Raw genomic sequence first — 26,653 nt, 5'->3', positions numbered from 1 at the left:
GACGGTTCGCCGTCTGCTTTTTTTGTGTTTTTAGCTCAATATCGGCTCATCGGTATTTAGCTAAACGCATTGATATTTTATCAGATGACCTTATGGGCCTTGGTTGATGGCTACGGGCGGTAGCGTGCCTGACTGGGTAAATGACAGACAAGGAAGAGAATTTATGACAACGCATTCAGCACACTTATTACGTCGGTTAAATCCCTATTGTGCGCAGGCACTGGCCGGTGCCGCTACCCTGTGTCAGACCCGCGCCCATGCCGAGATAACCGTTGAACATTGGTTGTTGAAACTGCTGGAACAGGGTGAAGGCGATATCACCGTCATTGCCCGGCGTTATGAGTGGGACATGGACAGCCTGTGGCAAGGATTACTGGCGCATTTAGAGACTTTGCCGCGCACCGTGCAGGGTAAGCCCCAGTTGTCAGCCGCGTTACAGCAATTGATCAAAAGTGCCTGGCTGGATGCCTCGTTGCAGGAGAATGCTGATGCGGTGCGTTCCGCCCATCTGTTATCTGCTCTGATAAATTCGCCATCATTATTGGCCGCCGATGCCGCCTGGCCGTTGCTCAGCCTGAGTACCACCCAGTTACACCGCTTGCTACCGTTGTTGGATAGCCAATCCGATGAACGTCCTGAGGTGCAGCAGGCAGCGGCACTGGCAGACAGCCCGGTCAATCTGACCAATGAGGCAGCGACTACTACCTCTACCAGCGGTCAGCCCCAACTGAATGATGCCCTGCAAGCGGCGCTGGATAAATTCACTTTGGACGTCACCGCCAAAGCGAAAACCGGGCAGATTGACCCGATTTTTGGTCGCGATACTGAGATCCGCCAAATGGTCGATATCCTGTCGCGCCGCCGTAAAAACAACCCGATTCTGGTCGGTGAACCGGGCGTCGGTAAAACCGCGCTGGTTGAAGGGCTGGCACTGCGCATTGCTGAAGGCAACGTGCCGGATAGCCTGAAAACTGTCAGCCTGCGCACTCTGGACTTGGGCCTGTTGCAAGCCGGGGCGGGGGTCAAAGGCGAGTTCGAACAGCGGCTGAAAAATGTCATTGAGGCGGTGCAACAATCGCCGACGCCGGTGCTGCTGTTTATTGACGAAGCTCACACCATTATTGGCGCAGGTAATCAGGCCGGTGGCGCAGATGCCGCTAACTTATTGAAACCGGCATTGGCCCGTGGTGAGTTGCGCACCATCGCCGCCACCACTTGGTCGGAATACAAACAGTATTTTGAACGCGATGCCGCACTGGAACGCCGCTTCCAGATGGTGAAAGTTGACGAGCCGGACGACGCGAAAGCCAGCCTGATGCTGCGCGGCTTAAAGGGCCGCTACGCCCAGCACCACGGCGTGCATATTCTGGATTCTGCTATCACCGCGGCGGTTACCCTGTCGCGCCGCTTCCTGACCGGCCGCCAACTGCCAGACAAAGCGGTGGATCTGCTCGACACCGCCGGTGCCCGTGTCCGCATGAGTATCGACACCCAGCCGGCCGCGCTGATGGAAATTAACGCCGAACTTGCCGCGCTGGCGATGGAGCAACAGGCTATCGAACAGGATTTACTGCTGCTGCCGAATGTCAGTTCAACGCGCTTACCTGAGATTGATAAACGCCGCGCCGAGCTGATTATTGGGCAACAGCAGCTTGCACAGCAATATGAAGCAGAGAAGCGGCTGACCACCCTGATTATTGAAGCGCGTCAGGATATCGCCAACGTGGCACATCTGGCGGAGTTGCAGGCAGAACTTAACCAGATTCAGGGCAACGCGCCGCTGCTGTCGCTGGATGTTGATGTCCGCACCGTCGCCACTGTCATTGCCGACTGGACTGGCGTGCCGCTGGGCAGCTTACTCAAAGACGAACAAACCAACTTGTTGTCACTGGAAAGCCTTCTGGGTGAGCGGGTGATTGGGCAGGATGGGGCATTGAGCGCACTGGCGCAACGGCTGCGGGCAGCTAAAACTGGCCTGACACCAGAGAATGGCCCTCTGGGTGTATTCCTGTTGGTCGGGCCGAGTGGTGTAGGTAAAACCGAAACGGCACTGGCGCTGGCCGACACACTGTTCGGTGGTGAGAAATCACTGATTACTATTAACTTATCGGAATATCAGGAAGCTCACACTGTTTCCCAGCTCAAAGGTTCGCCACCGGGTTATGTCGGTTACGGCCAGGGCGGCATTCTCACCGAGGCGGTGCGCAAGCGGCCGTACAGCGTGGTGTTGCTGGATGAAGTTGAGAAGGCCCACCGCGATGTGCTGAACCTGTTCTATCAGGTATTTGACCGTGGTTTTATGCGCGACGGCGAAGGGCGCGAAATTGATTTTCGTAACACGGTCATTGTGATGACCGCCAATCTGGGCAGTGATCATCTGATGCAACTACTGGATGAACAACCGGAAACGCCGGATAGCACTTTGCATGAACTGCTGCGCCCGATCCTGCGCGATCACTTCCAGCCCGCGCTGCTGGCCCGCTTCCAGACCTTGATTTACCGCCCACTTCAGGTGGACGCGCTAAAACGCATTGTGGCGATCAAACTGAATCAGGTGGCGCAGCGGCTACAACGGCACTACGGCCTGAGCTGCCAGATTGAAGAGAGTCTGACCGAGACTCTGGTCGCCGCCTGCTTATTGCCAGACACCGGCGCGCGCAATATCGACAGTCTGCTAAATCAACAAATCTTGCCGGTGTTAAGCCAACAGTTACTTCAACGTTTGGCATTACAGCAAAAACCGACCGGCCTGACGCTGGGCTGGGATGAAGCGGATGGGATCACACTGGAATTTCAAGGAGTGAATGATGAGTGATTCGATACTGACCAACATTGCCAGCCAGTTAAAACAGTCTTTGGGGCAATCACGTTACCATGTGGCCGTACATGACTGCCCGCACTTCCTGGATGTGCTGAGTTTTCATGCCGAAGAGTCTTTCAGTCGCCCCTGGCAGTATAATGTCTCACTCACCTGTAGCGAATCGGACATCGCCTGCGACACGCTGTTGCTTAAGCCGGGATCTTTCACTTTCCAAACCCCGATGTTTAATGGCGGGCCTGCGGTGCCAGTGCGAACGGTCTATGGTGTCGTGCAGTCTTTTCGTCGACTCTCGACCTCTGCTGATGAAACTCGGTATTCACTGACGTTGGTACCGCGCATCGCGCTGCTAAAGCATACAAAAAACAATGAGATTTACCTTAACCAATCCGTGACGGAAGTTGTCGAGCAGGTTCTGCGCAAGCACGGTTTTGACGGGCCTGACTTTGAATTTCGTTTGTCGTGTGAATATCCCGCGCGGGAACTGATTACCCAGTGGCGAGAAAATGACCTGGAATTTGTGCAGCGCTTGCTGGCGGAAGTTGGCATTTTCTGGCGTTTTGAAATGGATAGCCGCGTTGAGCAGGACGTCGTGATATTTCAGGACTCCCAAGAACAATACCAGTTCGGCACCCGGCTTCCATTGCGCAACCCAGCGGGCATGAGTGACAGCGGGCAAGAGAGTCTCTGGGATATCCAAACCGCGTACAACGTGGTGAGCGACAGTGTGGCCACGCGCGACTATAACTACCGTCAGGCACTTATTCCGCAGGACAGCACTGAGAATATCAGCAGCCCGGAAGGGATTACGACGGGCGAGGTTTATCACTATGCGGAGCCATTTTTATCCGAAGGTGATATCCAAAGTACCGAAACTGGCGCATTTTATGCCCGGATACGGCATGAGCGCATTCTCAACGTCCAGTTGACCGTCACGGGCCGCTCCACTCGTCCATTACTGGCCCCCGGTCAAGTATTGGAAACTGATAGTGCGCTACCGGAGGGGTTGAAAGATGGCATTGTCATAACGACAGTGCGCAGTCGCGGCTCACGGAAAAGCAGTTTCCAGTCGGAATTTGACGGCATCCCTTACAGTGAAACTGTCTGCTATCGCCCAGCACTACTTAACCGTCCGGTGATCTCCGGTTCTCTCTCCGCGAGAGTAGAAAGTACAGAGAAAGGAGATACTTACGCCTGGCTGGACGACCAAGGGCGCTACCGGGTGAAACTGGACTTTGACCGCAACGGCACAGAGCAGGGATATGCTTATCTTTGGCTGCGAATGGCAAAACCCTATGCCGGTGATACCTATGGCTGGCATGCCCCGCTGCTTGACGGCACAGAAGTTTCGGTGGTGTTTGACAGTGGCGACCCAGACCGGCCTTATATTGCCTATACGCAGCATGATTCCGAACATCCTGATCACGTCACCAGTGATAACCATACCCGCAATATCTGGCGCACCCCGGCAAACAATAAGCTGCGGATGGAAGACTTGCGCCAACAAGAACACATTAAGCTCGCGACGGAATTTGGTAAGAGCCAACTGAACATGGGCCATTTGGTCAATGCGCAGCGGGAACCGCGCGGCAGTGGATTTGAACTGCGCACTGACGAGTTTGGTGCTGTCCGTGCGGCCAAAGGGATTTTTCTGACGGCAGATGATCAGTTGAAAGCGCAGGGGCAGGTATTGGAGATGGCACCCGCGATTAACCTGATTAATCAGGCTAATAGCGAAATGCAGGCGCTGAACTCGGCAGCAGAGCAGGCCGGGGCGCTGCTCTCGGATATTCAGACCCAGCTTAACCTGGTCAAAGAGCGGCTGTCTGGTTTGCAATCCGCCGTCATCCTGGCGAGTGCCCCGCAAGGGATTGCCCTCACCTCTGGTGAACATCTACAGATGACCAGCGCCCGCAACACCATGATTAATGCGGGTCAGCACCTTGATATTGGCGCGATGAAAAACCTTTCCGTCTCGGTCGAAAAGGCGCTGGGGCTGTTTGTGCATAAAGACGGGGCAAAGCTGGTGGCTAATCAGGGCGACGTAGAAATTCAGGCGCAGCACAACACGCTGGCCCTCTTCGCCAAACAACAGGTCACTATCACCAGCAGTGAGGATGAAATCATCATCAGCACGCCGAAAACGCTAACGCTGAATGGCGGGGGCTCGTACCTGAAACTGAGTCAGAGCGGGATAGAGCACGGCTCGGCAGGGGACTTTATTATGAAAACGGCAAATTATGTGGTGCCGGGGTCTGGCAATAGTTTGCCTTTGGAAACTCCAGACTTTAAACAAACGGATGTCACTGTTACTACCAAAAACTCAGCCAAATGGGCCTGCGATTAACAGGGAAAGTAATCTATGCCAGCAAAACTACCCAAATTCAGTTATCCCGTACCGTCGAATAAAAATGGTCATGCGTTTTCAACCGCTGAGGATTTGCTGTCGAAGCTTGACGGTGAAAGCTCAGGGCAGTACCTGGTGGGAAGTCAGGGGATGTGGCACGGAGGTATTCACATTACTGATGCGACCATACCCTGGTGTGCATTGAGCACCAACAGTGCTGTGGAACAGCAGTATCGCCGAGAGCCATACAAGGGTGAGCAATTTATTCACTGTATGGCGGATGGTGAGATAGTGGCTTATCGGGTGTGCAAGGATTATGAGAGCACGGCCATCCCGTGGCGGGATGAAAAACTGCACTTTTCAACATCATTTGTGCTGGTGAAGCATTACGTTCAGCCGGGCGAAACCGATGACAGCGGGCTGACGTTTTATACGTTGTATATGAATTTGGCCCCTTTTTCTGCTTATGCACTGCAAGGCGGAGATTGCAACAGGAAGACTGCCAGTATTCAGCGATATTACAGTAGTGTGGACGATGTACTAGCAAGCCGTGCAGCCGGAACACTGGTTAAAGATACGTCAGTGACCCTGAGTGACAACATCATCACCCGCAGCAGCGATCGTCGGCAGTTCACTGAAGTCACGATAGCTGAAGAGACAACAAATGCAGCAGGCACCACGCTGAGTGCGGGGGCGAAGGTCTGGACCGTCTCCGATCAAGGCAGCTTAAAAGCTGAATCATCAGTGCCGGTGCCCTGCTGGTGGGCAAAATGCACACCGGCTTATGGCGCTCAGCCCGCAGGCAGGGTGAGCTGCACATCTCGCACGGACTGGGCGTATTACCTGAGTGGTGATGATGTTCTGGCTCGCAAATCCGCAGGTAAAGTGGCTGCGGGTTTCCCGCTAACTTATGAACCGGATAATGCCGCACAGCAGGTTGCACGACCGGTGACAGTCACGGCAGGCGCTGCCCCAACGGATGCGGTGAATACCTTCAGCCTGGTCACATTGGGTCGTGATGTAGGTAAGCAAAAGAAAGGTGATCGCGTCTGGATAGTGTCTGATGGTGACAGTTTGACGCCAGTCGCGCCAACGACTTCGGCAAGTACATTGGTCTTTGGTGAAGTGGTCAAACCGGCTACGGCCATGACCATTAACGGCGGCGACAGCATCGGGCATATGGGCTTTTTCCAACTGCCGGAAGAGAATGGCAAACGCTCGCGCTATCAGGTGCATATTGAGTGTTTTAGCATGGATGATACGCTGCCGACGTTTCTCACCAACCCGGATCACGTGGGTGAGCAAACCCCTGCTTTTCTGAAGTATCCGAAAGCTGCTGCACTGTTTGCGAAGGATGCGGCGGGGCAGATGGTGGACAGCACGCGCAAAACGCTGACTCAGGGTATTGTGACGTTATCGAAAGTACCGGTAGTGGATGTTGACGGGCGACCGGCTTATTACCAGATACACAGGGAAAATGGCTATCTGGCTGCAAGCAGTGTGCAAAAGTTGTCGCAATATGCCTTAGGTGAACTGGGTTTTGTGGCGCTGGATAAAACATCGGAGAGTTTTAACCTGTTAGATGGGGTGCAGCATCCGGATAATATCGTGAAAGGCATTCTGGAACAGATGTATAAAGCCGCTCAGGATGAAACCCGCACCAGCCATGTGTTGAATGAACATAATTACCGACGCCTGCTTGAGCATATTGACAGTAATCACGATGGGGTTTATTCAGAACAAGAATATCTTCAGGCGGTGCATAACGTCTCTTATCGTGACCATCGGTACCGGATAATCGCGAAACATACCAGCGAGTGGTATTGCGGTAAGGATGACCCACTCTGGAAGACTTATCTGGACACATTGACGACAGATGCGCCGCTGTGGAAAACGTATATTGAAGCGTTTATCGAGAAAATAAAGTGGATGAAGTCGTTACCAGGAATGGGCCCAGAGCTATGGCACATGCACCCGGTGGCGTTTTTGGGTGCATTGAATTTGGAACTGGAAAAACAGGTGATTTTCCCATTAATAGTGAAGCCGGAAAACGATCCCGAGCACGTGTGGTCCCGTTATGACTGGCGAAATATGCATCAACTGAATATGGCTGCATATGGAACTAATCGTAGTGGTGGCCGCAGGAAGCATGCTGCGCGAGATTTATATACCAAACCATATGAGAAAGTGGTGGCGGTCTGTGATGGAAAAGTTCTTGGTACAAACCCGTTCTATGATGGAACGAATGAGATAACAATTCTTCATACAACATTTGACGGACGCAAATTTATTGCCAGATATGGGGAGTTGGATCCACCGAGTATCACTGTCAGAATAGGGGATGAAGTAAAGCAGGGATATCATATTGGCAATACAGGTAAGCTTGTAAATCCAGCGACAGGACAACCAACGCTTACATTCGGCGGCGTCACTGTTTATATGCTGCATTTTGAACTATACTCTGGCCAGATTGCTTATAATATTAATACGCCTCTCACAGATAGAACACGTCCTCCATTTTTAAGGCGTAGTGATTTGGTTGATCCTATTGATATCTTATCAGAAGGATATACAAATACATTTATAAAGAAGGCCTCTTATGGGGAGCGTCTAGACATAAGTACACTATGTACATCCGAAAACGGAAAAGCCTTTATCAAGGGGTGGGAGTCATTAGGTCTTAATGCTTATAATGACTCGGAAGGATACTGCACCATAGGTTTCGGGCATTTAATAGAAAAACTAAGATGTGAGAACATTACATTACCGTCTGAGTATCAGGGAGGGATTACCCAAGATAAAGCGAAAGAAATTTTTGATGCTGATTTAATCAGATTTGAAAATGGTGTAAAAAGAGATATTCATGTTGATTTGTATCAGTATGAGTTTGATGCCCTGGTTAGTTTGTTATTTAACTGTGGGGAGTTTTTCTTTGCGGCTAATAAAGCACCAGCTTTATTAAGATTAATTAACTCTGAAGAATATGAATCAGCAGCTAATGAGTTTTTAGATATCACTAATCATGGTAATACAGGCCTTGTAAGAAGACGGTCTGCAGAAAATAACATATTTTTAAACAATATTTACGATTCCTCTCATTAATAATAAGGTCTGTTATTGTGATTAAGTTGCTATTGGTTTTGCCATTCATTCTGATTTCATTTGTTGCAAATGCTAACGTAGACAATTCTGCTTCCGATCTTCCTTTATTGACTGATAATTCAATGGTATGGAGGAGTTATGTCGTTTCTGATCGCATCGATCCGCAAGGAGAAGATGTAGCCGAGTATTTAGTAAATGAGGTTTTTAAAGGAAGAGAAATTGTTATTGATAATACCACTGTAACTGTCAATGGTGTTTGTAAGTATGAGTACAGCAAAGAAAAAATGACTCCTCTGCAATACTGGAATAGTCAAAAAACAGTTGACTTATATAAAACATTTTTATCTGGCTATAATGTTAAACTAAAGAATACGTTAGGTTTGATTACTCCGGTAAATCCTTCGATTGAATGCGTTTATCCATTTTCATACTTTATTGAAGTTGATAACTCATTAGTTTTTGTACTTAAAAATAGAGCGATCATTTATTCTCAGGTGAATGAAGAAGATAAGGTTTCTGTTGTTGCATGTGCACATAAGGAACAAACCCCAGAACAAATTTATGAGCATGGTTATATTGTCGATTGTTACTATAAAAACATGGATATTTTGGACTCTTACCAGAAGTATCGAAGTAGTTTAGTTAGTGATGATAGAGCGCATTTGCAGGAAAAAATAGCGTTAAACAAAAGTTTTTCCATGAAATGCGATAATGGTTGTATTGTCGTTGAATACAAATGGAATGGACCTGATCATCTTGTTATTACACAGCAATTTGATGGTGGTGAAACAAGGATCTATTTCAGTAAAGAAGAACAAGGCAGTCGAATTGTGACTAAATCATTCCCTGATTGATTACTTTTGTTATTAATTCGGTTCGTAGGAGGCTATCTTGAGGGAGATGTAATGGATTTTATCTTGTCAGTATTCAGAGAACATACCAACGCGGTATTCACATTACCAATACGATTATAGTTGCATGGCCAAGGCCGATACTGCAGTGAAATGATAAATATGAATCGAATGAAATTCATTGTTTTTCTCGTCACTCTTTGCTATTCAGTTAACAGCATGACTGCATTTACTAGCAATGAGAATAAACAGCTGTCTGAAATCGATATGAAATCTCGAAATAGGGTCGCTGAAGTTGTTAAACTATTGGATAATATAGTAAATGAGCAAATAGATAGTAACCCAGAGAAAAAGGAACAAATTTTAGTATTAAGAGAAATATGGGATATTACAACGCAAAAAAATGTCAATTGGAAACTTTTTATTCTAAAGGTACGGATGCAGAAATAACAGGAACTAGTGATTGTTTATACAATGGATATCAACAAGAAATTGATTATTTTAATAAAATACTACCATGACTAAAAACCGTAATGCATCAAGTTTTATTTGAAATCACTACCCTTCAAAAAAGCAAAAAAGCAAAAAAGCAAAAAAGCAAAAAAGCAAAAAAGCAAAAAAGCAAAAAAGCAAAAAAGCAAAAAAATAAAAATAAAAATAAAATATTAAATATGGCATGGGGAGTATCTGGTTTGGTATCCAGAAGGATATCTGAAAGAAATTTGTTTTTGAATAAGATGTATGACTCTTCTCATTGAGTTATAAATTGAGGTTTTAGATATGTTGCATATAAAAATTTATTTTTCTTTATTTTTATAAGTAAAGTGTATTCAAGTGATGTACAAATTAATGGTGCATGGGAGTTTTATAAGGTTTCCAGTGTAGATATCTTTGGTGAAAGTGACCCTGACACTGTTCGCAACCTAAATATTTTATATGAAAAGGTTGGGATAAATGTTGATGACAAAATTATTATAATAAGAAATTCTCTTCTTAGTGATAAGGGTATTTGTTCAATTAAATATAGAAAAACAAAAGAAACACCTCTTTTCTACTTTCATTCGGACACTACAGTTGCGATGTATAAGAAGTTGTTTGGTCAGGAGGGGGTTCCTCTGGCGGAATTCATATATTTATTAAGAGGTAATGAACAATCTGAAATATGCCCATCTATTTATAGTGAGATCATTAAAAATGATGATTATTTAGTTTTGATTGATCACTATTATGCTGTTTTTTTTAAGAGGGTTAATACGAATCTACCAGTTAATAAAAATAATGGCGATTTTTTATTAGACTATTGCAAGAATGTTAACCAAAATAAAACGTTTGATGGTGGGGGTAAGTATATATGTGATTTTATCAAAAAAAATATTAATGAAACATACACTAAGATAAGAGAGGCCTCGACTACTGGCAAACTCATGAAAGAAACTCTATCAAAGGAAAATTTAAAATATGCTATTAATGATGTAATGGTGAGCTATCAGTGGAAAAGTCCAGAAATATTGAAAGTGACAATTCTTCATGGAGGCGAGACCGTTACTTATGAATTTCAGGAAAAACAATCAGGGACTCATTTAGTCATTACTGTTGATACTGGATATTGAGAGTTGTTACGATGTAGACTGAAAGAAAGAAAGGATGCTTCATTAACTAATGATCAAGTAGTTTAATGATCGGGTTATGTATTCATATTTGATGCGTTCATAATTGCATGATTTAAAAAAGACACTCTAATAAATTAGAGTATAACTAAAGATATTTAGTGATTACGACTGTAATATGGATTTAATTAAATACCTAAAGGTAAATAACTAACAGAATTCACCTGCTAATGCGGCTTTACTTAATGACTATATATCCAATGTTAACACGTAAGTAATAATAGAAGTCCACAATAAAATGAATCACAATGATCATAAGAATTTTGTAGCTAATCCTGATCTTATAATTACTGATATTGAATTTTGAATAGAGTCAGCATTTACATTCTGGATAAAAACGAATAGAAGTGGCGAATATCTAAAAGACTTAGCCAAAAATTCAACAGTTTCTGTTGTTACGCAAATTGTAAATGGTGGGCAGAATGGGTATGCCGATAGACTTAAGAGAGATAATAAAGTAGTCCCTCTTCTTGGCCTTAATTCAGAGTTGGAGTAATTATTTATGATTAAGAGTTTTTTATTGTTGTTTTTTTTAGCATAATATTACCATGTCAGGCAGCTATCAATGTTGTTCAAGGACCATTTCCTCTAGATAAAAATAATAATTTAACTGTTTCTTTTATCAAAGAGAAAGATGAGTCCATTTCGTTTATTACACAGAGTGGATTAAAAATAGAGTCCATTGATAGTTATCAGGTGTATGATGGCGTACCTGAGATTGAAACGGTTTTTTTTACACCAATCGATAATGTTAAGAATGTAATTGTTCTTGTGTCTTGGGATGAAGATAATATAAATGCGAAATATTATAAAACTTTTGCATATAAATACTACAATGGAAGGGTTTCAGTAAACAAAAAAATATTAAATGATGGGAATCTATCTGGTTATGATGGATACAATTCATCAGGACTTATTTTTAGCTATAAAAATGCAGAATCCATAATGAAATATTTAAAAAAATATTATTAAATTAAGTATAGCGACGTTATTTTTTATGGCTTACTTTGTTTTAAATTAAAAAAAGTTCATGCATTTTCATTTAATTGGTTAGTAATCAAGAAGTATGTGACAAATTTTCTGTGCTAGATTTTATGGGTTTTGATAAAGTGAGAATGAGTAAAAAAATCACAACCGCTATGCTTAGAAAAATATGGACTACTACTACTGATGCGCCTGATACTTTACTTTCCTCTATTGCTGAGGAATTATCGAACAGTTTCGAAGCATGTAATATTAATACCAAAGATAGATTGTATCACTTTATGGCTCAGGTATTTCAGGAGGTTGGACCAGCATTTAACCTTAAAGAAAACTTTAATTATAGACCTAATGTACTTGTGAGTAAGTTTGCTTATTATAGAAACCATACAGCAGAAGCTCAACTCGATGGGTATATTCCAGGGACTCAAGCCGCAAATGCAGAAAATATTGCTAACAAAGCTTATGCGACCAGAGTTGGTAATGGGAACTTGGAAAGTGGTGATGGATGGAGATATCGGGGGAGGGGAATGAAACAATTAACATTCAGAGGAAATTACGGTTCTTTCACTCGTTACCATGAAAGTAAGTGGGATCAACGAATTGATTTTGAAGAAAACCCTGATCTTTTACTTGAGGCGGTTTACGCTGTTCGTTCAGCCCTTTATTTTTGGGATTTTCATTCATTATTCAGTCTTGCAGACCAAGGTGTAACTAGAGACGTATCTTACTCCATAACTAGAATTGTAAATCTTTACGATGATCATTATGAAGACCGTTTTGAAAATTTAAAAACATTTTTATCTGAAGGGATTTTCGATGAAATATTTTAGTTTGATGATTTTTCTTTTTTCAATAACAAATTCTTATGCTCTAGAGTTTACGATTGAACCGGGAGTTGACGATGCAGATGGCAATCAATATTACTCTTTGATAGTTAAAGGAGATAATGAATCTAAAAGTATTGACATTGTGCTGGAAGGTAATGCAACTACGGCCGCGATCAAAGATACACTTAGTATTTCATGTCCTTGGGGGATTGCTGAAGGAGTAAGAGTCAGTATGAGTTCCTCTTCAATTGATGGTGTAATGATTGTTGATGAAATTTACTTTTTTAATAAACAACTAGACAATGTTTTTGCCAAAGGTTTCACTAGGTTTGAAAATACCACATGGAAAAAACCGCCAAGCCTTAACCACTTTGTTTGTGAAAATTCCGGGGTGGTAATTAAAAAAGACATTCGTCTTGGAAGAGACTATTTGGAAAGTAATGAAGTAGTATCTCAGGGCCCATTCTTACTTAAAGGTATTTCTAATGTGTATATTAAATATATTTTAAATGGAGATTTGAAATTTATTCGAGAGGATGAAGTAGGTGAGACCATTGTTGAAACTTACAAAAATAAAAAAAACTATGCACCCAATGTAATTACTGTTTTCTTTATGGAATAACCTTTAAAAAGAAAGGTTGTAAGTTTAATCTCCTGGGGTGAGTCTAATAGTAATGTTAGCTCCATGTGCTATAAAGTCTATGCGTATTCATATAATAATGCTGGTATTTTATCACCGGATTTAAAAATAAACGATGACCAAAATTTATCAATGTGTGAAAGTAAAGATAAAAAATTCAAGTATAAGAATGCATCAGACATAAGAAAATATCTTGCTGGAAAATAAATTAGATAGAAAGATATTAAAAGCGGTAATATATAAATATATGTTGGGGTTGTGTAAGAAATTAATATTTTAAGATTTCTTAAATCAAGTATCCTAAATACGGGGTGATGGCTTTTTTTTTAAAGGCAACCGAAAACTTCCATACACACAATCAGAACGCGAGTTTTAGATCCACAAACATGGGGGAACGAGAGTGCCTTGCATGAAAGCAAAGTTATTGGAATAGTGTAAATTAACCAAGAGAATAACGGATTCTTCTCTTGGAGTTAATTCATTATATGACTCTTCTCATTGAGTTATAAATTGAGGTTTTAGATATGTTGCATATAAAAATTTATTTCTCTTTATTTTTATAGGTAAAGTGTATTCAAGTGACGTACAAATAAATAGTGTGTAGAAGCTTTATAAAGTTTTCAATGTAAATATTTTTGGTGAACATGGCTCTGACGTCGTTAGCAACTTAAATATTCTATATGAACGGGTTGATATAAGTATTAATAAAAAATCACCTTATTAGTGATAAGAATGTTTGTTCTATTAACTATATGAAAACAAAAAACACTTATTTCTTACTTTTATTCGGACACTACTGTTGCGATGTATAATACATTGTTTAGCCAAGATGGAGTTGCTCTGGCGGAATTTATACATGTATCAAAGGCTAATCAATAATCTGAAATATGCCCATTAATTTATAATTAGTTTATTATAAATGATGATTATTTAGTCTTGATTTATCATTATCACGTTTTTTAAAACGACACTAGCTCACTAGTAAAAAAACATAACAACGCATTTTTAGATTACTGCAAAGATATGAATAAAAATAAATAGTTTTACGGATAATATATTCATTAGTTAATAACTATATATCCATAATTAATATACAAATAAAACCCTCCTATATTAAATTATTAGCAACAACTAATCTCCAGAGACCGATATGCTAAATATTATTCGCAAAGGCGATAAAACCACTCATGGTGGCTCTGTATTAACCAGTTCAGAAAAAATGAAGTTTGGTGGCATTGGTGTCGCCCGTAAAGGCGATAAGGTTTCCTGTCCGATCTCTGGACATGGCCCGACCACCATTGTTGAGGGTATTCCTGTTGGTGGAAGGCGGAGCGCAAAGCCCTGAAGAGTTTCAGGCATTTTATGCAGCATATTCGTCGGATTTATATTCACTATTTCTTCACCCACAGCTTACCGATACCAGAAATTACGGCCCGTGGTTGTTTGCTGTTGATGATAGAGAAAAATTACCAAAATATATGGCCGATACGCCCGGCATTGCTGGCGTTATCATTTCTTCTCGTTATCCCGGTTCTCTGGCAGCGCAGCTTTCATACGGCTGTACGATGATTCGCCCAGACAATACAACGGCACTGATACGATTTTATACCCGGCATGTGATTAGCCTGTTGGCGCAATGTGATGAACAGGAATGGCACACATTTTTGTTTCAGGACATCGTGCAGTGGTGGGCACCCTCAGAAGAAGCATGGCGGCAAATCACTATTAAGCCTTCAAAAGTAGAAAATGCCAGAAACCGCACACTCAAGCTGGATGAGGAAATCTGGCAACAAATTGCAGATAAACCGGCAATCAGCACTGTATTAACTCAGTGGCAGAAGATGCCCGCAAGCCAGCATTTTCCTCCTTGTGCACAGCGCGATATGGTGATTAAAGCGCTGGATAAAGCACAAATAGCAGGGATGGCTGATGGCGTCGACAGCAAACTGTATGCGCTTTATTACCTCAATGGGGGCAAGAACGTACTGGAGTCTGAAGAGATGCAGGTATCGCTGAGAAACGTGAGCGAGGGGAAAGTATCGCTGGTACAAATTCTCACTCATCATGCAGCCAGATAATTATTGGAGATGGGGAAAAGATGGATTTTTTTAACCGGCTGGAAAAAATTGATGGTGCTGTGAATCGCGGTTATGCCCGTTGGGGGAAATGGATTTGGGGCAGCTTGCTGGCGATGGTGCTGGCATACGGCGGCTGGTTGGTCTGGGCATCTATATGGGGCCCGCCGACTGGGCCAGTAACCTTGATTATTCACAGTGAAATTGACCGGCCTATTCTGGGTTTTAGTGTTAATGGGGTGGCTGGGGCGAATGCTTCTGCATACAAAAAAAATCCCTATTCTGCCGGAGGAGGGGCGGCAACTTGTTGTGGAAGCATCAGTGGAAAAACGGCTGAAGTTATCTGGACATTAAGCACAACTCGTACTCAATACGATGCAGGGCTTCGTACAGAAACGCGCCAAGTTATTATGTCCCTACCTAAACGTAAATGGGGGGAGAATGATTTGCACGTTCATTTTTTACCCGGTGATAAAGTCCTGCTGGGTTGGAGTGATAATGCCTGGTCACCTTATGAAAAACGACCAGATGCTTCCAACAGCGCTGTAACACAGGAGCCGAATAATGGATATTGAAAGCATTATTGCTGCCGCAAACCGTGCGCAACAGGCAGAGGATACAGGGCTGAGCAATTGCTCACGAATCTGGCATGTTGGCTTATTTTTTGATGGTATTCATCGCAATATTGAGCAGGATGCTCCAGAGCAACGTCTCAGTAACGTGGCGCGCTTATTCAGGGCATATCCAAGTCCTCAGGAGAATACAGCTAATCTAAGTTATGACAAATTTTATATTTCAGGTCTAGGAACGCCATTTAATGAAGAACTGGCTGAGAAAATCCATACCATTATGGATGGTGCACAAAGTTCTGTATTAGATGATTTAAAAGGTCAGCCAGAAGATCTTGTAAAAGAGGCGGGCATGGAATTGCTGAAAGGCACCAGCTGGTGGGAGGTATTAGAAGATACAAGGAAAAAGCTTGTTAACCCCACTGAGTGGAAGAAACTAGCAGGTGATACGGTAAAAAATGCTGTCAGGAAGGTCAGTATTGAGGCCACTCCTTGGTTGCGTGATAATCCCGCCATTGCAGATATGCTAGTAACTGGTATTGATACACGGATTGGTTCCGCGAAATTGCGTTTTGAGCGTTTCTTTAATCGAGTTAAATCCAGCAGTCAAGTTCCGGTTGAATTGATCTCTATTTCATTATTTGGCTTTGATCTTGGTGCAACCCTTGCACGTAAATTTATCGATACTCTGCTTGGTGATATTTGCCAGAAGCAGGGAGATAAATACTTTTACCAAAATATTCCCGTAGAGATTATCTTTACCGGTTTGTTTGATTGCGCCCGTCATACCCCCGCCAGCAGCGACAACGGTGTGGACTGGTTTGTTTCCGCGTTTGGCGGGCCGGTAAGAGGGGTCAGTATTCTGTTGGGTGATAAATCCATTGATCAATATTCTGCGCTACCTGAAGCGGTGAAAAGTGCCCTGCATCTGGTCGCGGCACATGAAACACGGGTTTGGCGTAGTCTCTATCGTCTGGGTGGAAACAAGGAAACGCATCTGGAAGAATTACTGCCCGGTTGCTCTGAGGATGTGGGTGGCGGCCTGAAACCGAATGAACAAAAACCGAGTGCGGAACTGTGCAGGGTAGCACTACACCGAATGTACCGCGCAGCAACCATGGCTGGTGTTCCTTTTCTGGATTTCCAGACGCTTGATAAAACAGATACCGATGTTGCCGCCTATTTTGTTATGCAAGATAGCGTCAATAACAAGTCTGTCGCGCAGTGGACAAAAATCTACCAGCAAGCTGTGCCTTATAAAAAGCTCAGTGTTGCCGCGCAAAACTACCATCTTGACAGCTACATTGACTGGCTGGGGAAACAATTTTATCAATACCGCAGTGAATGTATGAAGTATGAGGAACAGCGTGAACAGGTGATGGCTTCAGCCGGTGCCTCTGCGGGAATGTTAGGTATTACACCGCAAGCACAGAGGATCGCCGATCAGTTTAGGACTGAACGCGATACTCTGAAAAAAAATTGGGGCTGGCTGGATGATGTTCACAGCGCTGCTGTGGGGATAAAAAACAGTATAGAAACGAATCCTAATGACAAACGGCGCTATATTGTACCTGATGTGTATGAGCCGGGTTTAAGAAGGGCGAAAAGATTTCTGCAATATGCTCATGCTGCCTATCAGGGGGTGACCCCGCCATGGCCTGATGACAATGCTCCCCCAGAAATGTTTGCCTGGTTTGTTCACAATGTACAAAATGTGGACCAAGGTGCTCGCATTTCGCAGGATTTCTTTGTGATTCGCTCGATGGAAATGCCCTCAGCCTGAGATTAAATGGCTCTGCGTAAAGATGTTGTTGCTTGCTGTCAGGGTACATAGCTAATTGATCTAATCGTGCAAGGAAGGCCAATAGATAAAAATGAGTTATATAACGATGGCGTTTGGCATCAAAAGTCAGTTTATTTTAAAGCTAATAATCTTTGTTGTATCAGTCATCATTATGATTGGCAGTTACAGCTTTGGCTCAGCCTTGTACAAAGGTATGTTCGATATTACTTCTCACCGAAACGTTGGAATGATATTTATATCTTTTTATTTTTTATTGATTGCTTCTCCTGTTTTACTTGTAACTTTGTTTACAACATTCAGGGTTGGTTTTGCGATTTTATTTTGTGGGATATGCTATTTATTCTTTGAGTGGTATTCACTGCACCCTCTTAGAGTTATATTAATGGGGGCTAGTGTAGTAACTGGATATGTTTTTATTTTAGCGACTAGAAAAATATGGGATATGGAATAAATAAAATCTTTGTGTTCAAGGTCATCATAGCATTAATGGCGTGTTTTGTTGTTTTCTCCATCCATCAACTAGGTCATGAATGGTATATGGGCTATTTTAAACCCCAGAGCAGGGGGTGACGTTAGGTTTTGTTATGTTTTATATGGATTTTATAGTAATGTCTGCTGTGTTTATTTCCCCATTTCTGAAAGCAAGGTTTTCATTAGTAATGATAGTGTCGGTATTTATCATTATGTTTACCACATGGTACAGCACAAATCCTCTCAGAGTAACATTAATGTTCCTATCTGGTTTTATGGGGTATTTATTTGTGATCCTAGATCTTACTATTGTAAATAAAATTCACAACAAGAAAAATAGTTAGAAATATTGAGCCACATTAAGTAGAAGTGATACCCAGTATGGGCTTAGTTAAATCTAGTATTTTTTTACCTCAGTAATTGTTGTGATTAACTGTTATAGCTTAGATTCGGCCTTGAACAAGAGTACTCTAGATATTATTTTTCACAAGATTGCAGGGTGATATTTATTTTTTCTGAAGAGTATGCTATTTACTCATTAGTAATGATATTCATTACTCCCTGTTAGAGTTATGCCAATAGGGGGTTATTGTAATGATTAGATGTATTTTTGTGATTGGCTATTTATCCTTTTTTATATTAAATTAAATTATATTGGGTGTAATTTACTGCTAGATTTTCTTATTTTTAGTTTTATGATGACGTGTTCTTACTTAAAAATAATGACAGTGATGAATTACTTTCTATAAGTTTAGTTAGTTACTATCTTGTTGTACTGATAATGATGGACGTAATATATTTTCAGTCAGGTAAATATATGGACCAAAACTCCCCCTCTCTGTATGAAATCCTCACCGGTAACTTCAGCGGTGATTTACCACTCAATATCGTGAGTGAAGAAGAACAGGTCATATTATCGGTATTGGATAATATCCAGCGGATACTCAATTCCCGGGCTGGAACCATTTCTCATTTACCTGATTTCGGGCTTCCGGATATGACTAAAATATTGCAAGGCATGCCGGGGACCGCTCATCAGTTAATTGATACCCTCTCAGATGTGTTGCTGAAATACGAGCCGCGGCTAAAAAGTTTACAGGTGTTTTTATTGCCACAGACCGCGCCGGGGCATTTGGAATACGGCATTGAGGCCGAGCTGAAAGGGCTGGGGCTAGTGCGGTATGGCACGGCGTTTATGCCAGAAGGCCGGGTGCTGATGCGCCATCTTAAGCAACAACACTACCTCGATCCGAGGGAGTCGTTTTAATGTTTTATCAGGGAAGACAAACTATGGCACCGAATACCGAGCGTACGTTGAAAACTGGCGGTGATCCCCGCCATTTTACTGAATTCAGCGCCTTACGTGACGAAATTGGCAAGTTACATCATCCCGCCCGCCCCGATGTTGACTGGGCGCGGGTTGAGCAGCTTTGTTTAGCGCTGTTCCGCCAAAACGGTGTTGAGTTGCAGACCACGGTAGATTTTACCCTGGCGCGAACTCATATTGCCGGGCTAGCAGGATTATGTGAAGGGCTGGAGCTGCTGGCGGGCTTGCTATCTCATCAATGGAGCGCATTGTGGCCACCACAAACTCATGCCCGAGTAGCGTTACTGGCTTGGTTGAGTGACCGATTACAGCAAGTCTGGCGCACCATGACACTGTGCTATGGCGACCTGGCTCAGGTGTATCGGGCTGAACGTGCGCTGGAGCAACTGTGTACTCAACTACAAACTTTAGAACTCAAGCATTTGAGTAAATTAGATGGTGTTCGCCTGATGTTGCATAACGCAGCATTGCGTCTGGAAAGTGCCGAGGCGAGTTCTGATACGCCAGACCGGTTGACGGTTCCGGCGCGACACGCTGATATCTCTGAACCACAAATGCAGCCCACATTGTCATCTGCCGCAGTCAGTGAGCCAGAGCCACTGGTTTATATTGTCAACGAACCGGCTCCACCGAGTGTTCAGGTGGTATTGTCCGCACCGCCGTCGCCTCCGCGCTGGAAGGCTGGGCAGGGTTTTGTTGCCGGGTTATCGCTGATGGCGGTGTTAATGGCGGGCAGTTTTGCTATCTGGCAGTCATGGTCATCCGCTACGCTGGAAGAGGCATTGTTAGCTCGCGCTGCGCCTTTACCTGCACCGTTAACAACTAAATCAATGGATGAACTGAAGAATCAGGCCTCAGATATCGAGTGGGCGCGGCTGGCGGAACCCGTGTTGCAGGCCAGTGCAGCGCAATTGGATCAGCTGGCACATTTACCACCTTTATGGGCGCAGGGGCAGGGTGATGCACTATTAGCGCAGGCGCAACAGCTGTGGCCTGCTAATCCAGAGGTCAAACGGTTGAGTACCTTCTGGCAGCAGCAAAGAGAGAGTGGGGCTGCCCCATTGGTGGAGCTGAAACATTACGCGCTGGCGCAAGACCGCTTGCGGCAGTTGGCTGAGCGTCTGAACAGTTTGGATGAGAAAAAACGTGGATATATGACTGTCTCTGAACTGAAATCTGCCGTCTATGCTATCCAGCAGCCGCTAACACAGACTGTGCCACTGGAAGAGTTGTTGCGGCAGTATCAGGAGCAGTTAGAGTCAGGGCAAACTCCGCCATTGGCACTGAGCCAACAGATAGACAGCCGGTTTACCCAACTTCTGAACCGGTATGCATTGCTGGCACAGCCCTCTAACGCGCAGTGAATATTCATTAATGTGGGAAATAACTGTCTCGAATTGACAAATAAGGGGCCGGTTTTATTTAGCATATTATTAAAATAATTAGCTTAGTATTTTCGTGTGTTACCACTAGAACCGGCTACTCTTAGATTAATAATATGTCACGCAACGCTCTGATATTAGGTTTTAAAATAGTCCCCTCGACTGAGTAGTCTATGGAGCATTGGCCCTATCTGTGATCTTAGGGCCTTTTCCTTTAATATAAAACTTGTGCTGTACTGCGGCGAAAAATTTCAGTGTGATTGAAGGCGCAAGGTTTTTTCTGGTCTGAAGTCACTGATCAGTAACGACATGTCCGGCATGTAGGTTCGGTGTCATAATTGAAGTGCGATGAGTCTAGCAAGGTAAAGCCGAATGATTGTCCTTTAATGGAGAAGCTTTCCGCGATGACTCATCCGCAGGAATTGAGCATTTATCGCCGAATATCGTGGTTTACCGGTCAACGCAATCTCTTTATGTGGTCGCAGCAGGCAGCATCTGATGCTTTCTCGTTACCGTGTGGACTGTGGCTCGGGGATTTACTTTCAGCGAATGCCCCCTGAACCGGTGCGCCAATTTCTTCAGCTGTTTGTCTGTGAAACCAGCTACAGCGGCCAAGTGGGCTTTGACTTTATCGAAGACAGTGACGGTCATTTTCATGTGTTGGAATGCAATCCATGGGCCATCAGCGGTGTTCATTTGTTCGATAATCAGCACCGGTCATTGGTTCAGCTTAGCAACCGCCCGGTGCTTTCTACTTCTTAGCGTAATTTATGCGCCAATTCTGCCACATTGGCATACATTTTTTTGCGAATATCGAATGTGGGTAAAACGTCTTGTAACATGATTTCATTAACGCCTGTCTGCTCTATCATATTACTCAGTTTTGCATATACCTGCTCTTTGTCACCAATGACATACATTGGCCAAGGCGAAGTTTCTGCAGGCCATATTCCCCCTGCATCAGCAATTGCCTCATCTATTGTTGGCATAGTAAGAGGCATAATATTAAGGTTTCTGCGTTGATGGAATATATGGCGCATCGGCATCGCCATTTTTTCTGCTTCTTCTTGAGTATCTGCAACGATTAATCGAATAGCGAGTAAATCTTTTGGTTTACTGGCAGTGCTATATTTCATCGTGTGTTGATAATTTTGACGATAAGTCGCAATACTATTTACCGCTTTTTCTGGTTGATGGAACGCACTACAAGCAAGGTTAATACCAAGGCTTGCGGCTCTTTTAGCACTATATTCGGACACTACTAGCGCCCAAATATTGTCATAATTAGATTCATCTCGCATTATCGGGATGGTTGAGAACGGATTATCAGCTTCAAAATCATTAGCTAACCAGCGTATTAATTCATCCATTGCTTGGTCAGGATTATAATTAGGTTCAGATACACGATTTGCTTGCAGAGCAAAGTCTTGTAATTGACCTGATGACGATTGCCCAATACCAAAATCTACTCTATCAGGATAGAGTGCATTTAAGCTTTTGATTATCTGAGCAACTTTATAAGGGCTGTAATTGTTAAGTAAAAAGCCACCCACCCCAACGTTAATTTTTTTTGTTTGGCTTAAAATTGCTGATGCAAGAATCTCGGGTGATGGTGTCGCTTCATAATGCACACCGTGATGCTCGACAATCCAATAACGAGCAAAATCGAGAGATTCGACATATCTAGCCAAATCAATAGAACTCTGTAGTGCTTTTGCTGACGTTGAATTAGGTTCAATGATCACAGGATCTAAAATCGAAAATTTCATAATTTATTTTTCCGTTCGTTATTTATACACTGACGTGGAAATTAAATCTTTTGCAATATCAATACGTTTGGTGCCCTGTAACATACCATTTTCAATCATGAAATCTTGATCTTCATTTAAGTTTTTAATATCAACTGAGGTCAGCACAGGGTTGAAGTCGTACAACAAAAATTGTTTTTTAGCATCTTCCAAGCTTAGTTTTTGTTCTTTAGCTGTAATTTCCAATGCTTCATCTGGATATTTTTTGATGAAATCAATAGCTTTCAAATGGGCAGAAAAATAGGCTTTTACTAGTTCTGGATTGTTTTTTACCCAATCAGAACGTGCGGCGATAACCGTTGTTGGATTAATTAACCCTTCACCATCAGCAAGTAATACAGCACCTGATTTTTCAGCATCGATTACATGAGCCCCAGCAAGAGTGGCGGCATCGACTTTACCTGATAGTAACGCCGCACTTGCTGCAGGAATGTCCATGTTGATGTATTCAATATCATTAAGGGTAAGTCCCTGACTTTTCAGTGCCGAGACTAACAATTGATTGAGTACCGTCCCTTTTGGCCCCGCAACTTTCTTGCCTTTTAGATCACTAATACTTTTAATTTTTTTATCCATAGTCATAACTGTATAAGCTTTTGGGCCACGAGAAAATGCAGCAATAATTTCAATTGGAGCACCATTAGCTTTTGCTAAAATGGCGGATGAGGATCCCAGCACACTGGCAATGTCAATTTTACCAGCAGCCATTGCTTGGGTCTGCTTTGCTCCTGAAGTGATAACGGAGTTATTCACTTGTTTGTTGTAAACTGCAACTTCATTATCTAAAAAACCTTTTTCGCGCATAATAATGGATGGCATATTAAACGGTGACGTCACATAAGTGATATTTAATGTGTCAGCATCATTAGCAAATGCTGGTATTTGAATAATAAAAGTGATTACCAATAAAATAGATTTTATCAAGTGTTGCATAGTAAAAATTTCTCTTGTTAATTGGGCATGAGTTTATCGGTAAGATAACGGCGCATTTTGACAACTTCGTCTTGATCTATTTCGCGAGGATATTTTAAATCAATAAGTAAATCTTCAGTAATTCTCCCATCATCCATTACAATAACTCTTTGTCCGAGTAATATGGCTTCTTCTATATCATGGGTGACAAAAATGACGCTGCTACTTGTATCTTTCCACCAAGAAAGCAGTTCATTTTGTAATGTTCTTTTAGTAAAGGCATCAAGTGCTGAAAAGGGCTCATCTAATAATAAGAGATCTGGCTGAGTCACCAAAGTGCGAGCAATAGATACTCGCTGCTTCATCCCTCCGGATAGCTGATTTGGGTACATATAACCACATTTCTCTAATTTGACTAATTGTAATATGTCATCAATTCTTTTTTTTATTACTTCTGGTTTTTTCTTTTTTAAGTGTTGTAAACCAAAAGAAATATTTTCTTTTACAGTAAGCCAAGGCATAAGACGTGGTTCTTGAAAAATAAAACCAATACTCGGGGTTTTATTATTCGCATGAGTTATTTGACCAAAATCTATTTGACATAAATTAGCAATGGCCTGTAAAAGTGTACTTTTCCCACAACCACTCTTACCTATAATTGTCAAAAACGTCCCTTTATCAAGAGATAAGGTTATATCTTCTAACGCCTTGATAATGCCTTGATTGCTAGGGTAATGAATAGATAAATTTTGAATATTCATAGTCGCTGCTTTTTCATTTTTCTTGAGCATGCCAAGGTGACAATTTATTGATTAATTTAGATAATAGATAATCGGTAAGCATGCCCATACAACCTATGACGAACACGCCAACCAAAATAATATCCGTTCTGGCTAAGGATTCAGCATCAAGCATCATATAGCCCAGACCCGCACTGCTAGCAATTAATTCAGCTCCGACGAGTGACCGCCAACTAAAACCTAAACCGACTCTTAACCCTATTAAAATAGAGGGCAAGGCCGACGGTAAATAAATGCGATAAAATATTTCTGATTGATTGAAGTTTAATACTTTAGCAACATCAATAAGTTTTTTATCAACTTGTTCCACACCACCGATAAAATTAAATAAAATAGGGAACAAGCATCCCAAAATAATAACGGCTATTTTTTGCTCTTCCCCAATGCCAACCCAAGCAAGTAATAATGGTAACAGTGCGAGAGGTGGGATTTGTCTTAAAAAGTTCAATGGTGGGTCAATGATACTTTTGATCACACTACTGGAGCAGAGTAGCAATGTTAAGATTGATGAAATAATAATAGCAAGTAAATATCCCCAGAAAATACGTTCTAGGCTAATTAGCAAATGCCGAATTAGTTCACCTGATACCAGCAGTTCATAGGCTGTTTTTACAACCGTAATGGGTTTGGGTAAAATATAAACACTAAATTTCCCTGATAAGCTAACCAGTTGCCAAACAACAATAAAAATTATCAGTGTTGTTGTTGTAATGAATATATTTTTATATTTTAAATCGCGCATATCGCTGATTGTAGATGTGAATGATTATTATTGTCAATTGTTGTTATTCTTTACATTCTTTGAGTGCGCTTACGCATACCATTAGTCTTGAACCCAACCTAAAAACTCCTGGCAAAGAGCAAGACATCTTTTTTGATTTTTGTTACATATGTAACATATGTAAATGAAAGATAATCAATGCACCTCAGACAGCTTTCTGGCAATTGAATCGCACCTGGCGGTAAATCAACGTCGGCGTCATGATTTTCCCGTCGTCAAACTGGATTAGTTCGCTTGGTCAAACTCCGGTACAAGTTGTTCAATGATAATGCAAATGCACTGTTACGTGAGTATGGGCTAACCCATCTGGAATATAACGTGTTGATCATTATCGATAGTAGTGAGCATGGTTTAGGGCCGAGTGAGCTAGCAGAGGGCTCCTGTAAGCCGCTAATATCACGAGTCTTGTTGACCCGTTGGCCCGGCCAGTAGCAATGACATAGCGGAAAATCTGATTACAGGATTGCGCACTTTACGCATTTTCTCCAGAGCGCCACGCTTTTCTATTAGGCGCAGCACCTGTGATAACTCCTTCCTGCTGAACTGTATCTGCGGGTGATCAAACATCCATTTTGCGATTGGCCAACCACTCAACCATTGCCGGGTCACGATGAGAAAAGAAGGCGCTAGTGGCCGTATCCATTGCCGCTATCTGCGTCATCTCCATCGCACTGAGTTCAAAATCCAGGATGTTGAAATTTTCAATCATGCGCTCCTTGTGAACGGATTTAGCCAGTGAAACGATGCCACGTTGAAAGATCCAGCGCAGGACGACCTGGCCGACACTCTTGGCGTATTTCTTGCCAATCTCTGTCAACAGGGGATTCAGAAACAGACCATTGCGGCCTTCTGCAAAAGGTGCCCAGGCTTCAGGCTGGATAGCCCGACTGTTCATCCACGGCACGGCATGAAGCTGTTGGTTAAACGGATTAACCTCAATCTGATTGACTGCGGGAGGAATGGGGTTAAACGCCATCAGATCCGCGAGGCGGTCGGGATGAAAATTACTGACCCCAATCGCTCGGATTTTGTCGGCAGCAAGCAACTCTTCCATTGCACGCCACGCACCATGAACGTCACCGTAGGGCTGGTGAATCAGATACAAATCAACGTAATCAAGCTGTAGACGATTCAGTGATCGTTCAAATTGTGCTTTTGCGCCTTCATAACTGGTGTCTTGCAACCAGAGCTTAGTGGTGACAAAGAGTTCATTGCGGGCAATGCCGCTTTGTTTCAGGGCATTACCCACCTGAGTCTCATTCTGGTAAGAGGCGGCAGTATCAATTAGGCGATATCCGGTCTCTATGGCATCAATAACAGCCCGCTCACATTCGGCGGGGTCTGTCATCTGAAAGACACCAAATCCCAGCAATTGCATCTGAATACCGTTATTCAATGTTACCGTGTTCATGGTCTTGTCCTGTGTAAATGTACCTGTCCCAGGAAGCATAACGCACACGCTGTAATAAGATTAGGTGCTATAATCTG

21 protein-coding genes and 3 pseudogenes are annotated in these 26,653 nt (G+C 43.0%); 18 read left to right on the top strand and 6 right to left on the bottom strand.

Annotated features, from left to right (window positions below; translation table 11 throughout):
* Positions 1 to 163 precede the first annotated feature (163 nt).
* From tssH to OVO64_RS18520, 16 genes and pseudogenes are all read left to right on the top strand, one after another.
* Positions 164 to 2,815, top strand: coding sequence for a type VI secretion system ATPase TssH (gene tssH, locus OVO64_RS18595; RefSeq protein ID WP_267248939.1), 2,652 nt, complete (start codon positions 164 to 166; stop codon positions 2,813 to 2,815).
* Positions 2,808 to 5,165 carry a type VI secretion system Vgr family protein gene (locus OVO64_RS18590; RefSeq protein WP_267248938.1) on the top strand — a complete coding sequence of 786 codons (2,358 nt, stop codon included), beginning with the start codon at positions 2,808 to 2,810 and terminating at the stop codon, positions 5,163 to 5,165. The genes tssH and OVO64_RS18590 overlap by 8 nt, the downstream gene beginning before the upstream one ends.
* A 15-nt stretch (positions 5,166 to 5,180) precedes the next feature.
* On the top strand, positions 5,181 to 8,267 hold the full coding sequence (locus tag OVO64_RS18585; protein ID WP_145510206.1) for a glycoside hydrolase family protein: 3,087 nt from the start codon (positions 5,181 to 5,183) through the stop codon (positions 8,265 to 8,267).
* A gap of 17 nt (positions 8,268 to 8,284) precedes the next feature.
* Positions 8,285 to 9,121, top strand: a complete 837-nt coding sequence (locus OVO64_RS18580; protein WP_145510205.1) for a hypothetical protein — start codon at positions 8,285 to 8,287, stop codon at positions 9,119 to 9,121.
* Between the two features lie 530 nt (positions 9,122 to 9,651).
* Positions 9,652 to 9,876: a hypothetical protein gene (locus OVO64_RS18575; protein WP_267248937.1), complete on the top strand. Its 225-nt coding sequence runs from the start codon at positions 9,652 to 9,654 to the stop codon at positions 9,874 to 9,876.
* Between the two features lie 66 nt (positions 9,877 to 9,942).
* Entirely contained in the window at positions 9,943 to 10,728 is a 786-nt protein-coding gene (locus OVO64_RS18570) for a hypothetical protein (RefSeq protein ID WP_038630735.1), read from the top strand.
* A 753-nt stretch (positions 10,729 to 11,481) separates the two neighbouring features.
* On the top strand, positions 11,482 to 11,757 hold the full coding sequence (locus OVO64_RS18565) for a hypothetical protein (RefSeq protein WP_051957629.1): 276 nt from the start codon (positions 11,482 to 11,484) through the stop codon (positions 11,755 to 11,757).
* Between the two features lie 143 nt (positions 11,758 to 11,900).
* Positions 11,901 to 12,599, top strand: coding sequence for a glycoside hydrolase family 19 protein (locus OVO64_RS18560; RefSeq protein WP_145509470.1), 699 nt, complete (start codon positions 11,901 to 11,903; stop codon positions 12,597 to 12,599).
* Entirely contained in the window at positions 12,586 to 13,218 is a 633-nt protein-coding gene (locus OVO64_RS18555) for a hypothetical protein (RefSeq protein ID WP_267248936.1), read from the top strand. The genes OVO64_RS18560 and OVO64_RS18555 overlap by 14 nt, the downstream gene beginning before the upstream one ends.
* Positions 13,219 to 14,386: 1,168 nt before the next feature.
* Positions 14,387 to 14,551, top strand: a pseudogene (locus tag OVO64_RS18550) (PAAR domain-containing protein); the annotation flags it as partial.
* A gap of 4 nt (positions 14,552 to 14,555) precedes the next feature.
* Complete coding sequence (locus OVO64_RS18545) at positions 14,556 to 15,314, top strand: DUF4123 domain-containing protein (RefSeq protein WP_267248941.1); 759 nt, start codon at positions 14,556 to 14,558, stop codon at positions 15,312 to 15,314.
* A gap of 20 nt (positions 15,315 to 15,334) precedes the next feature.
* Positions 15,335 to 15,886: a DUF3304 domain-containing protein gene (locus tag OVO64_RS18540; protein WP_267248935.1), complete on the top strand. Its 552-nt coding sequence runs from the start codon at positions 15,335 to 15,337 to the stop codon at positions 15,884 to 15,886.
* The gene (locus OVO64_RS18535) at positions 15,876 to 17,663 is read left to right on the top strand and encodes a phospholipase effector Tle1 domain-containing protein (RefSeq protein WP_267248934.1); all 1,788 of its coding nucleotides are present in this window, start codon (positions 15,876 to 15,878) and stop codon (positions 17,661 to 17,663) included. Before OVO64_RS18540 ends, OVO64_RS18535 begins: the two co-directional genes overlap by 11 nt.
* Positions 17,664 to 17,769: 106 nt before the next feature.
* Complete coding sequence (locus tag OVO64_RS18530) at positions 17,770 to 18,135, top strand: hypothetical protein (protein WP_038630768.1); 366 nt, start codon at positions 17,770 to 17,772, stop codon at positions 18,133 to 18,135.
* An 837-nt stretch (positions 18,136 to 18,972) separates the two neighbouring features.
* Positions 18,973 to 19,422, top strand: a complete 450-nt coding sequence (tssE, locus tag OVO64_RS18525; RefSeq protein ID WP_038630773.1) for a type VI secretion system baseplate subunit TssE — start codon at positions 18,973 to 18,975, stop codon at positions 19,420 to 19,422.
* 23 nt (positions 19,423 to 19,445) lie between these two features.
* Positions 19,446 to 20,846, top strand: a complete 1,401-nt coding sequence (locus OVO64_RS18520) for a VasL domain-containing protein (RefSeq protein WP_145585939.1) — start codon at positions 19,446 to 19,448, stop codon at positions 20,844 to 20,846.
* A 207-nt stretch (positions 20,847 to 21,053) separates the two neighbouring features.
* Here OVO64_RS18520 and OVO64_RS18515 read toward each other — a convergent pair.
* Positions 21,054 to 21,252 (bottom strand): annotated as a pseudogene (locus tag OVO64_RS18515) (DsbA family protein); the annotation flags it as partial.
* Between the two features lie 10 nt (positions 21,253 to 21,262).
* On the opposite strand from OVO64_RS18515, the pseudogene OVO64_RS18510 reads away from it, so the two are divergent.
* Together OVO64_RS18510 and OVO64_RS18505 are read left to right on the top strand one after the other, a co-directional pair.
* Positions 21,263 to 21,379 (top strand): annotated as a pseudogene (locus OVO64_RS18510) (LysR family transcriptional regulator); the annotation flags it as partial.
* Positions 21,363 to 21,626 (top strand): hypothetical protein, encoded by a 264-nt coding sequence (locus OVO64_RS18505; RefSeq protein ID WP_186377417.1) that lies wholly within the window; start codon positions 21,363 to 21,365, stop codon positions 21,624 to 21,626. The pseudogene OVO64_RS18510 and the gene OVO64_RS18505, both read left to right, overlap by 17 nt.
* Here the strand turns inward: OVO64_RS18505 and OVO64_RS18500 are convergent.
* From OVO64_RS18500 to OVO64_RS18480, 5 genes are all read right to left on the bottom strand, one after another.
* Positions 21,623 to 22,633 carry an MsnO8 family LLM class oxidoreductase gene (locus OVO64_RS18500; RefSeq protein WP_038630786.1) on the bottom strand — a complete coding sequence of 337 codons (1,011 nt, stop codon included), beginning with the start codon at positions 22,631 to 22,633 and terminating at the stop codon, positions 21,623 to 21,625. The genes OVO64_RS18505 and OVO64_RS18500 overlap by 4 nt on opposite strands.
* An 18-nt stretch (positions 22,634 to 22,651) precedes the next feature.
* Positions 22,652 to 23,605, bottom strand: coding sequence for an ABC transporter substrate-binding protein (locus OVO64_RS18495; RefSeq protein ID WP_038630788.1), 954 nt, complete (start codon positions 23,603 to 23,605; stop codon positions 22,652 to 22,654).
* Positions 23,606 to 23,622: 17 nt separating this feature from the next.
* The gene (locus OVO64_RS18490) at positions 23,623 to 24,345 is read right to left on the bottom strand and encodes an ABC transporter ATP-binding protein (protein ID WP_158501186.1); all 723 of its coding nucleotides are present in this window, start codon (positions 24,343 to 24,345) and stop codon (positions 23,623 to 23,625) included.
* Positions 24,346 to 24,358: 13 nt separating this feature from the next.
* A complete protein-coding gene (locus OVO64_RS18485) occupies positions 24,359 to 25,126 on the bottom strand; it encodes an ABC transporter permease (protein ID WP_038630792.1) in 768 nt (255 codons plus the stop codon).
* 598 nt (positions 25,127 to 25,724) lie between these two features.
* Positions 25,725 to 26,576, bottom strand: a complete 852-nt coding sequence (locus OVO64_RS18480; RefSeq protein WP_145509687.1) for an aldo/keto reductase — start codon at positions 26,574 to 26,576, stop codon at positions 25,725 to 25,727.
* Positions 26,577 to 26,653 lie beyond the last annotated feature (77 nt).

Origin of the sequence: Yersinia sp. Marseille-Q5920 (assembly GCF_946902935.1) — a bacterium.
In the GTDB taxonomy this organism is placed as follows: domain Bacteria; phylum Pseudomonadota; class Gammaproteobacteria; order Enterobacterales; family Enterobacteriaceae; genus Yersinia; species Yersinia rochesterensis.
The sequence above is the reverse complement of the archived record's forward strand: the minus strand, read 5'-3'. Positions and strand labels throughout refer to the sequence as shown.